General features: G+C 67.5%; 13 protein-coding genes. 7 read left to right on the top strand and 6 right to left on the bottom strand.

Translation table 11 applies throughout. The features are described 5' to 3' along the window. Window positions 1-136 precede the first annotated feature (136 nt). From LQ772_RS05080 to LQ772_RS05065, 4 genes are read right to left on the bottom strand one after another with little or no spacing between them, the layout of a single operon-like run. Window positions 137-739 (bottom strand): PqiC family protein, encoded by a 603-nt coding sequence (locus tag LQ772_RS05080; protein ID WP_231324614.1) that lies wholly within the window; start codon window positions 737-739, stop codon window positions 137-139. Then, the gene (locus LQ772_RS05075) at window positions 736-2,403 is read right to left on the bottom strand and encodes a PqiB family protein (protein ID WP_231324612.1); all 1,668 of its coding nucleotides are present in this window, start codon (window positions 2,401-2,403) and stop codon (window positions 736-738) included. The genes LQ772_RS05080 and LQ772_RS05075 overlap by 4 nt, the downstream gene beginning before the upstream one ends. After that, the gene (locus LQ772_RS05070; RefSeq protein ID WP_231324610.1) at window positions 2,396-3,016 is read right to left on the bottom strand and encodes a paraquat-inducible protein A; all 621 of its coding nucleotides are present in this window, start codon (window positions 3,014-3,016) and stop codon (window positions 2,396-2,398) included. The genes LQ772_RS05075 and LQ772_RS05070 overlap by 8 nt, the downstream gene beginning before the upstream one ends. Continuing rightward, window positions 3,013-3,684, bottom strand: a complete 672-nt coding sequence (locus tag LQ772_RS05065; RefSeq protein ID WP_231324608.1) for a paraquat-inducible protein A — start codon at window positions 3,682-3,684, stop codon at window positions 3,013-3,015. The genes LQ772_RS05070 and LQ772_RS05065 overlap by 4 nt, the downstream gene beginning before the upstream one ends. Before the next feature lie 265 nt (window positions 3,685-3,949). On the opposite strand from LQ772_RS05065, the gene trxA reads away from it, so the two are divergent. Together trxA and LQ772_RS05055 are read left to right on the top strand one after the other, a co-directional pair. After that, window positions 3,950-4,813: a thioredoxin gene (gene trxA, locus LQ772_RS05060; protein ID WP_231324607.1), complete on the top strand. Its 864-nt coding sequence runs from the start codon at window positions 3,950-3,952 to the stop codon at window positions 4,811-4,813. A 176-nt stretch (window positions 4,814-4,989) separates the two neighbouring features. After that, window positions 4,990-5,448, top strand: coding sequence for a DUF4442 domain-containing protein (locus LQ772_RS05055; RefSeq protein WP_231324606.1), 459 nt, complete (start codon window positions 4,990-4,992; stop codon window positions 5,446-5,448). 62 nt (window positions 5,449-5,510) lie between these two features. Here LQ772_RS05055 and LQ772_RS05050 read toward each other — a convergent pair whose 3' ends face one another. Continuing rightward, the gene (locus LQ772_RS05050; RefSeq protein ID WP_231324605.1) at window positions 5,511-6,173 is read right to left on the bottom strand and encodes a hypothetical protein; all 663 of its coding nucleotides are present in this window, start codon (window positions 6,171-6,173) and stop codon (window positions 5,511-5,513) included. After that, window positions 6,170-6,682 carry an RNA polymerase sigma factor gene (locus tag LQ772_RS05045; protein ID WP_231324604.1) on the bottom strand — a complete coding sequence of 171 codons (513 nt, stop codon included), beginning with the start codon at window positions 6,680-6,682 and terminating at the stop codon, window positions 6,170-6,172. The genes LQ772_RS05050 and LQ772_RS05045 overlap by 4 nt, the downstream gene beginning before the upstream one ends. 103 nt (window positions 6,683-6,785) lie before the next feature. Between LQ772_RS05045 and LQ772_RS05040 the strand changes: the two genes are divergently transcribed. The 5 genes from LQ772_RS05040 to LQ772_RS05020 all read left to right on the top strand — a co-directional run bounded on the left by LQ772_RS05040 (window position 6,786) and on the right by LQ772_RS05020 (window position 14,845). After that, window positions 6,786-7,439, top strand: a complete 654-nt coding sequence (locus tag LQ772_RS05040) for a DUF502 domain-containing protein (RefSeq protein ID WP_231324603.1) — start codon at window positions 6,786-6,788, stop codon at window positions 7,437-7,439. A 71-nt stretch (window positions 7,440-7,510) separates the two neighbouring features. Beyond that, complete coding sequence (locus LQ772_RS05035; protein WP_231324602.1) at window positions 7,511-9,286, top strand: M14 family metallopeptidase; 1,776 nt, start codon at window positions 7,511-7,513, stop codon at window positions 9,284-9,286. A 192-nt stretch (window positions 9,287-9,478) separates the two neighbouring features. Further along, the gene (locus LQ772_RS05030; RefSeq protein ID WP_231324601.1) at window positions 9,479-11,599 is read left to right on the top strand and encodes a M13 family metallopeptidase; all 2,121 of its coding nucleotides are present in this window, start codon (window positions 9,479-9,481) and stop codon (window positions 11,597-11,599) included. Between the two features lie 233 nt (window positions 11,600-11,832). Continuing rightward, on the top strand, window positions 11,833-14,151 hold the full coding sequence (locus LQ772_RS05025) for a catecholate siderophore receptor Fiu (protein WP_231324600.1): 2,319 nt from the start codon (window positions 11,833-11,835) through the stop codon (window positions 14,149-14,151). Between the two features lie 16 nt (window positions 14,152-14,167). Then, complete coding sequence (locus LQ772_RS05020) at window positions 14,168-14,845, top strand: Fe2+-dependent dioxygenase (protein ID WP_231324599.1); 678 nt, start codon at window positions 14,168-14,170, stop codon at window positions 14,843-14,845. The last annotated feature ends 56 nt before the right edge of the window (window positions 14,846-14,901 follow it).

The following is a 14,901-nucleotide window of genomic DNA, read 5'->3' as shown; positions in this document are numbered from 1 at the left end:
CCGCGGCGGGAACCCGTCAGCCTAGCCCAGCGCCCGCTTGGAGCCAAGAAGGAAGCCGTGGTTTGACAGCCTGGCGTAGGGTGCGCTTCAGCCCACCGCTCCTTCCCGCGCTTACGGCGGTGGGCTGAAGCCGATCCTACGGGTTGGGGCAGGCAGTCGGCTTGCCCGCCGCGACCGGTCCGGCGACCCGGGCGATCTCTCCGGCGAGCCTGGCCAGTGCCTGCTGGTGGCCTTCGACCAGCGCGCCGTAACCGGCCCCGACAGGCTCGCGGATCTGGCTGGTGCAGGCGAGCGTGGCGTCGCCCTGCAACTGGCGCACGGTCCAGGCGGCATCCACCAGCGCGTAGTCGCCGGGTGCCGAATCGAACCGCCGCAGATCGACCTTGATGCGCAGCCGCGGCTTGCCGCCGGAGGGCATGCCGGTGGCGTCCCGGGCGTGCAGCGACTGGGACAGGTCGGCCGACAACGCGGCCCGCACCTCGTCGGCCAGCGGTGCGATCCAGCGTTCGCCCGACAGCGGAGCCACGCCCTGCCCGCCCTGGCGGATCACCAGCTGGGGCTGGTCGACCTGGGCGGGAATGCCGACCGGCATCAATTCGAAGTCGAAGGGCGCACGGCTCGCCGTGCCGGCATCCGCCGGCGCCGGCGCCAGCAACGTGTAGTAGTGCGCCGGCTCGGAGGCGCAGCCGGCCAGCCCCAGCGCCAGCGCGGCGGCAACCAGGTTTCGCATGCGGATCATGGCTTGCTCCCTTGCCGGGCGGGCGGCTGGATGCGTTCGGGTTGCGCCGGGGGCGGATCGTCCGGCCGGCCGCGGATCAATGCCTCCGGATGCACGCCCAGGTAATCGGTCAGCGCGCGCAGCGAACGGGCCATGCGGCGCAACTCCTCCAGCGTGCCACCCAGGTTCTGCTGCAACGGCGAATCGGCCGACAGCGCATTGTCGGCGCTGCCCAACGTCCGCTGCGCTCCCTTGAGCGTGCCCTTGAGCTCGGGCAACACGTCGCCGTTGACCTGCTTGAGCGTGCGGTCCAGATCCGCCAGCGTCTGGTTCAGGTTGTGCCCGATGCTGTCGAATGGAATCTTCTGCACCTTGGTGACGATGTCTGCCAGCTGCTCCTGCAGCTTGTCGAAGCTGCCGGGCGCGGTGGGCAGTTCGATCGGCGTCGCGGCCAGGTCGAAGCTCGCCTTGGGCGCCTTGGGCACGAAGTCCAGCGCGATGTACAGCTGTCCGGTCAGCAGGTTGCCGGTGCGCGCCTGCGCACGCAGGCCGTGCGCGACCAGCGGGCCGAACATGCGCGCCAGGTCGACGCGTCCGTCCTTCATCCCCGCCTGCGCAGCGAGCTTGTCGTAGGCATTGCCGAGTCGCTGCGGGTAGACCACCGCGCCCACGGTGAGCGGGAAGCGCGTGTGTTTCGCGTCGTAGTCCATGGTGAGGGACACGACCTTGCCGATGTTCACACCCAGGAACTCCACCGGCGCGTCGACCGCCAGCCCGCGCAGCGACTGGTTGAACCGCATCCGGATGTAGCGCGGCGGGCCGTCCGGCGGCGCCATGGCGGTGGCCTCGTCGTTGAACAGTGCGAAGTCGGCGTCCTCGGGCGCCGGGGTCGCGTCGTGCGGGCCGCGTGGCTCCTCGAACGCCACGCCGCCGGCGATGACCGTCGCCAGCGACTGCGTGTTGAGCTTCAGCCCGTTGGCGCCGAGCGACACGTCGACGCCGCTGGCATTCCAGAAGCGCGTCCCACGCGTGACGAAGCGGTCGTTCGGCCCGTCGATGAAGATGCGCAGCGATACGCCCTTGCCGTCCTTGTCCAGCGTATAGGACGACACGCGGCCGACCTGGATGCGCCGGTAGTACACCGGGGAGCCGGTGTCGAGCGACCCCAGGTCGTCGGTGTGGAGCACGAAGCTCTTGCCGGGCGCGCCATGCAGCACCGCCGGCGGTGTTTCCAGGCCGGCGAACTCGTACTGCTCTTCCTTCGAATCGCCCACGTCGGTGCCGATGAAGGCGCCCGAGAGCAGCGTATCCACGCCCGACACACCGCCCAGGCCGATGCGCGGACGCACCACCCAGTAACGCGTGCCCTTGGTGGCGAAGCTCTCGGCGCTCTTGTTCAGTGCGACCGTGACGCGCACCCGCTCGCGGTCCTCGGTCAGGTCCAGGCCGGTGACCTTGCCGATCACCACGTTCTTGTACTTGACCGGCGTCTTGCCGGACTCCAGGCCCTCGGCGGTCTGGAAAGTGATGTTGATCTCCGGCCCCGCCTGCAGCCAGGCGTGCACCACCAGCGACAGGCCGACCAGCGCGGCCAGTGCCGGCACCAGCCAAATCAGCGAAAGGCTGAAGCGGTGCTTGCGCACCACCGGCTCGGGCAAGTCCTCGCGCGGGTTCTGCTCAGTCATCGTCGGGTCCATCCCACATCAATCGGGGGTCGAAGCTCATCGAGGAAAACATCGTAAGTATCACGGTCAGGCCGAAGAACACCACGCCCGGCAGCGGCTCGACCTCGCTGAAGAAGCCGAAACGCACCAGCGCGGTAAGCAGCGCGACGACGAACACGTCCAGCATCGACCAGTAGCCGATGAACTCGACCGCGCGGTAGAGCTTGGCACGCTGGCGCAGCGCCCATCGGCTGCGGCGCTGCGTGCTCGCCAGCAGCGTGCCCAGCACCAGGAACTTGGTCATCGGCACGACGATCGAGGCGGTGAACACGATCACCGCGAGGCTCGGCGAACCCTTGACCCACAGTTCCACCACGCCGCTGATGATGGTGTTGTCGTCGATGTCGCCCAGGCTCACCGTGCGCATGATCGGCAGCACGTTGGCCGGGATGTACAGGATGAACGCGGCCGCCAGCAACGCCCACGTGCGGCCGATACTGTCGCGCTTGCGCCGGTGCAGCGCCGCGCCGCAGCGCGGGCAGGCCGCGTCGTCCCCTGTGGGCGCGCGGCAGACCAGGCCGCACACGTGGCAGCCGATGATGCCCAGTTGCGCGGCGCGCGGCGCGCGGCTCATTCGTCCGGCTCCGTGATGCCCCAGAGCGAGCGCAGGTCGATCCCCGAGAACACCGTGATCAACAACATGAGGACGCCGTAAGCCCAGATGCCGGGATCCGGCTGTACGTCGAAATACGCGTGCGCCTTGACGATGGACACGATCGCGCCCAACACGAAGACCTCGCTCATCGTCCACGGCTGCAGGTAGTAAAGGGTCTTCATGATGGACGCGAAGCCGGGCGCCCGCCGGCCTTCGCGGGCGAAGAAGAGCACCCAGCCCAGCATCAGCATCTTGTTCAGCGGGAAGAAGAACAGCGTAGCCGCGGCGATCACCGCCACGATCGGCGCGCCCTGCCCCCACATCTTCAGGATAATGCCCCACAGCGTGGCGCTGCTCTGCTGCGAACCCAGGCCCAGGGTGACCACCGGCCACACGTTGGCGATCAGGAACACGATCAGCGCCGTGAGCACCAGCGCGAGCATGCCGCCGGCGTTGAGCACGTGGTAACGGGCGAGCAACGCGCCGCAACGCACGCAGCGCATGGTCTCGCCCCGCGCCAGCGCGTGACTGCGGTGCACCGTGTCGCAATGCTCGCAGATCAGCAGCGGGCCGGACGACGCGTGCGGTCGTGCCGCCGCGGCGTCCGTCGCGTCGGTGCGGGCCAGGCCGTGCTCGGGCGTGCTCATTGGCCCATTCTCGCAAATCGGGCCCCAGGCGGGGGCGAAAGGCAGCGGCGCTTCGCAAGGGCGACTGCTTGCCTCGATGCTCTCCCGGGCGGAGAAAGGAGGCGCCCGTTCCTCGCAAAAAAGCGCCCCGTCACCTCAATCTTTTTCCCGCAGGAGAGAGGAAGCGAACGTGTGCGCTTCGCGCGCGGCGTATCTGAAGCGTGGACTCCTCTTGATATGCTGGCCGGCGCCCCGATGTGGGACCTTCCTTCCCTGGAGATCTCAAGTGACCGCCGCTGCCCAAGCCCACGTCTTCGACATCGATACGGCCAACTTCGAGACCGAGGTGCTGCGCGCTTCGATGACCACGCCGGTACTGGTGGATTTCTGGGCGACCTGGTGCGGCCCGTGCAAGACACTGGGCCCGATGCTCGAGAAGCTCGCCGCCGAGTACAACGGCGCCTTCCGCCTGGGCAAGGTCGACGTGGACAAGAACCAGGAGCTGGCCGGGATGTTCGGCATCCGCTCCATCCCCACCGTCATGCTGGTCAAGGACGGGCAATTGCTCGACGGCTTCGCCGGCGCATTGCCCGAGGGTGAGCTGCGCGAGTTCCTCTCGCGCCACGTGCAGCCGCTGGAGGGCGACGTCCCGGCCGAGCCCGAAGCTGCGGAGGAAGAGGACCCCGCGCAGGCGATCAACCGCCTGCAGCAGGAGATCGCCGCCGCGCCCGATCGCGCCGAACTCAAGCTTGACCTGGCACTCGCACTGATGCGCAACGGCCAGGCCGACGCCGCCGAAGCCGAACTCAACGCGCTGCCGGCGAACCTCGCCACCGATGTGCGCGCCGTGCGCCTGCGCAGCCAACTGGATCTGGCCCGCGCACTGCAGGGCGCACCCTCGCTGACCGAATTGCGCCAGCGTGTGCAGGCCGATCCGGCCGACTGGACCGCACGCGACCTGCTTGGCGTGCGGCTGCTGCTCGAAGACGATCCGGCCGCCGGCCTGGACCAGTTCCTGGCGATCCTCGAAAAGGCGCGCGACTGGAACGAAGGCGGCGCGAAGAAGCGCCTGCTGGCCGCCTTCGCCACGCTGGACGATGCGGAGCTGGTGGGCCGCTATCGCCGGCGCATGGCCTCGCTGCTGTTCTGATCCCCGCGGCAGGAACCCTGTAGGAGCACACCTGTGCGCGACCGGGAAGCCCGCGGTCTTGCACAGGTGCGCTCTTGCAACGAGCGCCTGAGCGGCCCTGCACTAGAGCGCGCGCTCCTTCAAGGCGAAACCCATACGCAAGCGTACGTTAGACTCGCCTTTTTGCCGGCTCCCCGATGCGCGCTTCCACCTTCCGCCGCCTGCTCAATCTCTGGCCACCCTTCCTGTTCAACAGCATCCGCGTGCTGGAACTGGGCAGGGACTGGACCCATGCGCGCGTCGTGCTGCGCCTTCGCCCCTGGAACCGCAACTACGTGCGCAGCCAGTTCGGCGGCAACCTATTCGCCATGACCGACCCGTTCTGGATGCTGCTGGCGATGCATCGCCTGGGCAGCGACTACTACGTATGGGACAAGGCGGGCGCGATCGACTTCGTGACGCCCGGCCGCGAGGACGTGTACGCCACCTTTTACCTCTCCGACGCCATGGTCGATGAACTGCGCACGGCCGCCGCCACTGGCGACAAGGTCCTGCGCTGGTTCGAGACCGAAGTGGCAACCGCCTCCGGCGAGGTCGTCGCGCGCGTGCGCAAGCAGCTTTACGTGAGACTCAAGCCCAAGGCGCGCGCCGCGTAGGGCTTGGGCCCACCAGGCCGCCTGCCGGAAAGGCTGGTGGGCTGGCCCCACCTTGCGCCCTCCTACGTCGCTTGTTCGAAGCGGGCGATCTCCTCCAGCGCTGCTTCGGCCCTGCGCACCGCCTTGCCGGCGGCATTGTCGGTGATCCAGTGCATGCGTCCGGTCCCGTGCGCAAGCAGCACAACCAGTAGCACCAGCGCCAGCGAAACCCCGCCGCAGATCACCAGCCAGCCCACGAAGCCGGGCCAGCGACCCCATACGTCCACGCCGATCTGCCAGTGGATCTCCATCAGGAACAGGGGAATCCACACGAAGCTGCCGACCACCGCGAACACCGGCGCCTCGACGCGCACGCGCCATGCGCGCAGCTGCGCCAGGCGACGCTGGATGTCCAGCACCGGCGCGGTGTAGTCGATCTCCAGCACCAGGTGGAGGATGCGCGCGGCGAAAGCCACCATGGCGATGCCGAACACCTGCACCATCACGCCGAGAGCGATCTGATGGAGGACGTCCAGATGGCTGGTCCAATAGGCCGTGCCGAGCAGCATGAAGAACACGCCGAAGACCAGCTGGATCGACTGCCCCCAGACCAGCGGCCGCAAGCCATGACGCAACTTGTCCAGCCGTCCTTCCCGGTACAGCTGCACATTGAGCGCCTGTTGCTGGTCCATGCGCCGGTTGAGCTGCTGCCACGCCAGCTTCATCTCGTCCAGTTCCATGTTCATGCTCCGGTGGTGGCGGCGGGCGCCATCTGGCCGCGCAGCCGTTGCTTGATGCGGCCGATCTTGGTGGCCACGTTGGTTTCGCTGATGCCCAGCACCTGGGCGATCTCGGCGTGGCTTCTGTCTTCCAGGTAAAGCAGGATCAGCGCGCGGTTGAGTGGATCGAGCTGGCCGATGAAGGCGTAGAGCGCCGACAGCCGTTCGTCCGGTTGCGCCACGTCCGCGTCGCCGGGCAACTCCAGGTGCCCCGCATCGAGCGGCTCCAGGTACCCGTCGCGCGCAACCTGCCGGGCATGGGAGATCGCGACGTTGAGCGCCACGCGATACATCCAGGTGGAGAACTTCGCGCGTGCCGCATCGAAGCCGGCGAAGGAACGCCACAGCTGTACGGCGATCTCCTGCGCCAGGTCGTTGCGGTCCTCGCGGCCGTGCGCGTAGACGCTGGCCACCTTGAACACGATGCCGCGGTGCTCCTGCAACAGCGCTTCGAACTGGCGTTGGTGGTCGGTCATGGCACGCTTGGGCTCCCTGTCCCCTGCATGATTCGCCCAGCCCGCGAAAAAATCACACCGCGTCGCGGCCTACAATGCGGACTCCCCTCGCCCGCGAACCGCCATGCCGCGACTGCGCTTCAAACGCTACCTGCTCACCGGCCTGCTTACCTTCATCCCGCTGTGGGTGACCTGGACGGTGTTCAAGGTCGTGCTGGGTTTCCTGGCCGGCATCGGTGCGCCGATGGTGGCCGCGGCGCTCGGCGCGCTGGCGCTGGTGGCGCCGGAAACCGCCAGGGCGCTGGGCAGCGCGTGGTTCATCTCGATCGTGGCGTTGCTGATCACCCTGCTGGCCCTGTACCTGCTGGGCTTCCTGGCCAGCCGCGTGATCGGGCAGCGGCTGCTCGATACGTTCGATGCGCTGCTGCAGCGCATCCCGCTGGTGCAGACCATCTACGGCGGCACCAAGAAGCTGATGGCGGTGCTGCAGCAGAAGCCGTCCGGCGTGCAACGGGTAGTGCTGGTCGACTTCCCGCATGCCGGCACCAAGGCGATCGGCTTCGTCACGCGGATCATGATCGAGGAAGGCAGCGGTCGCGAGATGGCCGCGGTGTTCGTGCCGACCACGCCCAACCCCACCGGCGGCTTTCTGCTGACCCTGCCGGTGGAAGCGCTGACGCCGACCGAGTGGACGATGGATCAGGGCATGGCTTTCATCATTTCCGGCGGCGCGGTGGCGCCCGACACGTTGCCTGCCGCGACGCGGAAGCCGCTGTAGTCCCGCTGGCAGACCGCGGCGTTACCGTTCGTTGGCTTGTCGCGCACACGTGCGCTCCCACAGGGGTTTTCATGTATCGCTGGATCTTCGTTCTTTCGCTGCTCATCGCAGGCGCAACCCACGCCACCGACTGGACCACGCCGGCGGAGGCCGCGCAGTTCCGCACCACGCCGGGCTACGCCGACACGCTCGCCTACCTTGAGCGCCTGCATCAGGCCGCGCCCGGCAAGATCAGGCTGGAAACCTTCGGCACCACGCCCGAAGGCAGGCCGATGACGGTGGTGATCGCCAGCAATGACGGCAGCTTTTCGCCGCAGGCGGCGCGTGCAGCGCACAAGCCGGTGGTGCTGCTGCAAGCCGGCATCCACCCTGGCGAGATCGAGGGCAAGGACGCCGGCCTGATGCTGCTGCGCGATTTCGCCGTCACGGGCAAGCTGCCGCATCTGCTGGACCACGCGGTGCTGGTCTACATCCCGGTGTTCAGCGTGGATGGCCACGAGAATTCGAGCCCTTACCACCGCATCAACCAGAACGGCCCCGAGGCGCAGGGCTTCCGTGGCCAGTCGCAGTACCTCAACCTCAACCGCGACTACGTCAAGGCGGATGCGCCGGAAATGCGCGCCTGGCTGCAACTCTGGCAGCGCTGGTTGCCGGATTTCCTGATCGACGTTCACACCACCGACGGCGCCGACTACCAGTACGACCTGACCTGGTACACCGAGGACCCGCACAAGCTCGACCCGGGCGTCGCCGCCTGGCAAAAGGCGCTGACGGACGCGGCAATTCCCGCCTACGAGGCCCGCGGTCACCTCGCCTCGATCTACCTGGAGTTCAAGGACGGCGCCGATCCGCGCAAGGGCATCACCAACTTCGGCTCCGGCCCGCGCTTCTCCACCGGCTACGCCGCGTTGCAAGACCGCCCCGCACTGCTGATCGAAACGCACATGCTCAAGCCCTACGCGGTGCGCGTGCATGCGGTATATGACCTGGTCGACGTGCTGCTCGAGCGGATCGGCGACCATCCAGACGCCCTGTTGAAGACCACGGCCGCGGCGGACGCCCGAACCATTGCGCGCGCCGGCGATCCCTCGGCAAGGGTGGCGCTTACCTTCAAGCCGGACCCGGCCTCCACCCCGTATGACCTCAGGGGCTACGCCTACACGGTCACCCACAGCGACATCTCCGGCAGCGACTGGATCCGCTACGACCCGTCGCACCCGCGCAACTACACCATCCCCAACTGGAACGGCTTGCTGCCGGACGTATCGGTCGACCCGCCGGCCGCCTATGCGATCCCGGCCCAGTGGACCGTGCTGATCGACCGCCTCGACGCGCACGGCATCGCCTACCGCCGGCTGGCACGCCCGATGAAAGTCACCGCCCAGGGCTACCGGCTCGACCAGCCGCGATGGGCGGAAAAACCTTTCGAGGGCCACCTGATGCTGCGCGACTTCCAGCTCCATGCGGAGCCGCGCGAGCTCACCCTGCCCGCCGGGTCGGTGATCGTCCCGCTGGACCAGCGTGGCGCCAACGTGGCGATCGAACTGCTCGAGCCCCAGGCACCCGACTCGATGCTGCGCTGGGGCTACCTGGACGCCATCTTCGAACCCAAGGAGTACGGCGAGGCGCGCGTGCTGGAGAAGCTCGCACGCGACATGATTGCCGCCGATCCTGCGCTCCGGGCCACCTTCGGGCGCAAGCTCCACGACGATCCCGCCTTCGCCGCCGATCCGCGCGCGCGGCTGATGTTCTTCTTCGAACGCTCTCCCTGGTATGCCGCGCAGAACGTGGGCGTCTATCCGGTGCTGCGGCTGAACCGGTCACAGTGGAAGGCGCTGGGGAAGTAGCAGCGCGAGGGCGCCGTCGCGGAGGAGCGGTTCCGGGATTTTCCTTCTCACCTTCCCTTTCCCGACCCCTGACCTTTGACACTGTCTGGCCCATGACCAATGGCCTAGCGTGGCCGGTCATGGCCGCGTCGTGGGGGACGCGGCCGGCAACAACGCAACCGCCGAACGGCGCAAACACACAGAGGGAAATCCATGTCCAAGCAGTATCTGAAGCCGCTGGCGCTCGCGGTGAGCCTGGCGCTGTCGCTGACCGCGTGCGGCAAGCACGAGGCCGGCCAGAACCCTGCCGCCAGCAGCAGCGCACCCGCCGCCGCCGGCACCACCGCGATGGCCGGCGCGCCGAAGAGCGTGTTCGACGTCAGCGAGCTGGGCGCGATGAACGAGGCCTGCACGGACTTCGACCAGTTCGTCAACGCCAAGTGGGTCGCCGCCAACCCGATCCCGTCCGACCGCACCCGCTGGGGCGCGTTCGACAAGCTGGCCGAGGACAGCCTCAACACCCAGCACGACATCGTCGACGCCGCGGCCAAGAACGCCGCCAGCGCACAGGCCGGCTCGATCCAGCAGAAGATCGGCTACCTGTATGCCTCGGGCATGGACGAAGCGTCCATCGAGAAGGCCGGCTTCGATCCGATCAAGCCCAAGCTCGACGCCATCGCCGCGCTGAAGAACGGCAACGACGTGGCCGACTACCTCAACAAGAGCTTCAGCAACGGCGACATGCAGGTGTTCGCGTTCGGCTCGGGGGCCGATTTCAAGAACGCCTCCATGCAGATCGGCTACACCTTCCAGAGCGGCCTGGGCCTGCCGACCAAGGACTACTATACCGACGCCAAGTACGCCGAGCAGCGCAGCGCGTACCTGGACTACATCGCCAAGTCGCTCGAACTGACCGGCGTGCCCTCGGCCGACGCCAAGAAGCAGGCCGGCCAGGTAATGGCATTCGAAACCAAGCTGGCGGCCGCCTCGTTCGCCCCGGTCGAACTGCGCACGCCCGAGCACCAGTACCACTTCGTCAGCGTCAAGGAAGCGGACAAGCTCACCCCGCACTTCAGCTGGGAGAAATTCTTCGACGCCCAGGGCGTGAAGGTGGACAAGGGCTTCTCGCTGTCGCAGCCGAAGTTCTTCGTCGAGTTCGACAAGCTGCTCGCCAGCGCGCCGATCGACCAGTGGCAGTCCTACCTGCGCTTCCACGTCATCGACGACGCTTCGCCGCTGCTGTCGAAGTCCTTCCAGGACAACAAGTTCGACTTCTACGGCAAGACCCTGTCGGGCCAGCCCGAACAGAAGGCGCGCTGGAAGCGCGTGCTCGGCGCGGTCAACGGCTCGATGGGCATGGCGCTGGGCCAGCTCTACGTCGACAAGATGTTCAAGCCCGAAGCGAAGGAGCGCGCGCAGGTGCTGGTCGACAACGTGCGCAACGCCCTGAAGGCGCGCATCGAGAACCTCGACTGGATGAGCCCGGAAACCAAGGCCAAGGCGATCGCCAAGTGGAGCACCTTCCTGCCGAAGATCGGCTACCCCGAGAAGTGGCGTGACTGGTCCGGCCTGGACATCAAGCAGGGCGACTACTACGGCAACGTGATGGCTGCCGCCAAGTTCAACTACCAGTACGACACCAACAAGATCGGCAAGCCGACCGACCGCAAGGAATGGGGCATGACCCCGCAGACGGTCAACGCGTACTACAACCCGACCGACAACACGATCAACTTCCCGGCCGCGATCCTGCAGCCGCCGTTCTTCTATGCCAACGGCGACGACGCGATCAACTACGGCGGCATCGGCGCGGTGATCGGCCACGAGGCCAGTCACGGCTTCGACGACGAGGGCAGCCAGTTCGATGGCGAAGGCAACAACGTCAACTGGTGGAGCAAGGCCGACCGTGCCAAGTTCGATGAGCGCGCGGACAAGCTGGTGCAGCAGTTCAACGCCTACACCCCGATCAAGGACAAGCCGGACGCACACGTCAACGGCCAGCTGACGCTGGGCGAGAACATCGGCGATCTGGGCGGCCTGAACGCGGCCTATGACGCGCTGCAGATGGCGCTGAAGAAGAACACCGAGGAAGCCGGGTCGAAGATCGACGGCTACACCCAAGACCAGCGTTTCTTCCTCAACTGGGCCCGCGTGTGGCGCGGCAATATCCGCGAGAAGGAAGCGCTGCTGCGCCTCAATACCGACCCGCATGCCCCCGCCTCGCTGCGCGCGATCGGTGCGCCGTCCAACATGGACGCGTTCGCCACTGCGTTCCAGTGCAAGCCGGGCGACGCGATGGTCCGCTCCGGCGACAAGCAGGTGAAGATCTGGTAACGCGTCATCCTCCGTTGGGAGGATGAAAAGGCCCCGCTCCGGCGGGGCCTTTTTTTTGTTGCCGCACCGCCCCACTCCCGGACGCCCCGTAGCTGGGCTCAGGCCACCTGGTACAGCGCACCGCGACCCACGGATGGACTGAAGCCCATCACCGCCTCTGGTTTTCGTCTTGTTATTGCAAATCGTTCTCATTAAGCTTCGCGACTTGACGCATCCGCCAGACAAGGACCCCCATGGCAGGCATCACCAGTCGCAAGCATCCCGCCCGTCCCTCCGCGCTGACCCGCGGCATGGCCGCGGGCCTGCTCACCGGCCTAGCCTTCGCCGCGCCCGCTCACGCCGGCGGTAGTGACACCAGCGATCCGCAGGTGCGCGACGCCAAGCGTCTCCCCGGCATCGAGGTCAACGCGACGCGTGGCGCGGACTACCGGGCCGACATGGTGGACTCGCCCAAGTTCACCCAGCCGCTGCTGGACACCCCGCAGACCATCGGCATCATCACCCGCGACCTGTTCGAGCAGCAGGGCGCGACGACCTTGACCGAAGCGCTGCGCAACAGCCCGGGCGTGGGCACCTTTTACGTCGGCGAGAACGGCAGCACCACCACCGGCGACGGCATCTACATGCGCGGCTTCGATACCTCGGGAAGCATCTTCGTCGACGGCGTTCGTGACCTGGGCTCGATCTCGCGCGACCTGTTCAACATCGAACAGGTCGAAGTGACCAAGGGCCCGGACGGCACCGAATACGGCCGCACCGCGCCGACCGGCGCAATCAACATGGTCACCCGGCAGCCGATCCTCACCGATCGCGCCAGCGGCTCGCTGGCCTACGGCAGCAGCCAGCAGCAGCGCGCCACCGTCGACCTCAACCGGCAAATCGGCGACCACAGTGCGTTCCGTCTGGACGTCGTCGGCCAGGACAGCGGCGTGCCCGGCCGCGACCACGTGCGCAATCGCCGCTGGGGCTTGGCACCCTCGCTGGCGTTCGGCCTGGGCACGCCCACGCGTGTCTTCCTCGATGCGTTGCACATCAAGCAGGACAACGTGCCCGACGGCGGCATACCGACGCTCGGCCTGCCCGGCTACACCAGCCCCGATCCCGCCCGGCCGCACATCGGCCAGGCACCGCGCGTGGACAGCGAGAACTTCTACGGCACGGCGCAGGACCACGACCGCGTCACCGCGGACATGCTGACGCTGATCGTCGAACATGAGTTCAGCCCCGATGTCGCCCTGCGCAACACCACGCGCTGGGGCCGCACGCACCAGGACTACCTGCTGACGTCCTTCCGCGCCGACGCGGACAACCTGCTCACGCCGGACCTGGCCGATCCGTCGACCTGGGCCATCGCACGCAGCCTGCCGACCTTCAAGCGCCAAACCAACCGCATCCTGACCGATCAGGCCAACCTCACCGCGAACTTCGCCACGGGCGCAGTGATCCACAACCTCAGCACGGGCTTGGAAGTCAGTGAGGAGAAAGCCTCCGACATCGACGTCGCGCCGCTGGACGGAAGCACCTGGCCGGCCGCGAACCTCTATCACCCCGATCCTCACGTGGGCGGTTTGCGCTACGGCGAAACCGGCGCATGGAACACCGGCACCACCGACACCGCCGCGGTCTACGTGTTCGACACGCTGAAGTTCGGCCCGCGCTGGCAGGTCACCGCCGGCGCGCGCCTTGACCGCTACACCACCCGCTTCGACAGCGTCGCCCTTTGCGGTGAGCGCAACAGCCCCGAATGCGGCACGTTGCCGGCCGGCACGCCGGTCCCGGGCCTCGCCGCGCGCATCGTCGACACCCTGCCCAACGGCAAGCTGGGCGTGCTGTACAAGCCCGCACCCAATGGCAGCATCTACGCCAACTTCGCCGTCTCGCAGGAGCCGCCCGGCGGCAACACGCTCTTGTTCAGCAGTTCGGCGCGCAGCGCCGACAACCCGACGCTCGATCCGCAGCGGGCCAGCACCACGGAGTTTGGCACCAAGTGGGATCTGCTCGACCAGCGCCTGCTGCTCACCGCTGCCATCTACCGCACCGTGGTGCGCAACGAACTGACCCAGGATCCAGTCGACGAGCAGTACTACCAGACCGGCCGCAAGCGGGTGCAGGGCATCGAACTGGGCATCGTCGGCCGGATCACCGACGACTGGGGCGTGAGCGCCGGCTTCACCACCATGGACGCCAAGGTTACCGACGGTGCGGCAGTCAGCAACGACGGCTCCAGCGACCTGGCCTACACGCCGCGCAGCGCGTTCACCGCGTGGTCCACCTGTCACCTGCCCTTCGGCCTCACCGTCGGCGGCGGCGCGCGCTATGCGGGCGCGATGAAGCGCGGCACCGATGGCGCCATCGGCACGCCCGAGACCACGGGCTCCTATTGGGTGTTCGACGCCATGGCGAGCCTGCCGGTCAACCGCCACGTCGACCTGCAATTGAACCTCTACAACCTGTTCGACCGCCATTACGTCGCGGCCATCAACAAGAGCGGCTACCGTTACACGCCGGGCACGCCGCGCGCCGCGATGCTGACCGCGAACATCCGGTTCTAGGACCAGGGGCACCGCCATGCTGCTGCACATTCCCAACGTGCTGGATCGCGGGCAGGTCGCGCGCATGCGTGCGGCACTGGACGGCGCCACCTGGACGGACGGCCGCGAAACCGTCGGGCCGCAGGGCGCGAAGGTCAAGCGCAACCAGCAGCTGCCGGAAACCTCGCCGCTGCGGCGGGAGCTCGGTCGCGAGGTACTGGACGCGCTGGCGCGCCATCCGCTCTTCCACGCCGCGGTATTGCCGCAACGCGTGCTGCCGCCACGCTTCAACCGCTACGAGGGCGGCGGGCACTACGGCTCCCACGTGGACGGTGCGGTGATGGCCCTGCCCGACGGCGGCCAGCTGCGTTCGGACGTCTCGTGCACGCTTTTCCTCAGCGAGCCTGGGGAATACGACGGTGGCGAGCTCGTCATCAACGACCTCTACGGCGAGCACGAGGTCAAGCTTCCCGCGGGCGATGCCATCGTCTATCCGTCCAGCAGTCTGCATCGCGTGCAGCCGGTGACACGCGGCGCGCGCGTGGCGGCGTTCCTGTGGGCGCAAAGCCTGGTGCGCGACGATGCCCAGCGCCAGTTGCTGCTCGAACTGGACAGCTCGATCCAGCGCCTGACACAAAGCGGCGCCGACGCCGATGCGCTGCTGCAGCTCACTGGCGTCTATCACAACCTGCTGCGCCGCTGGTCTGAGACATGATCCCTTGCAGGAGCGCCCTTGGGCGCGACCGCGGGCATCCCTGCTGGCCATAACGT

The organism is Frateuria edaphi (assembly GCF_021117405.1).
Lineage (GTDB): Bacteria > Pseudomonadota > Gammaproteobacteria > Xanthomonadales > Rhodanobacteraceae > Frateuria_A > Frateuria_A edaphi.
The sequence above is the reverse complement of the archived record's forward strand: the minus strand, read 5'-3'. Positions and strand labels throughout refer to the sequence as shown.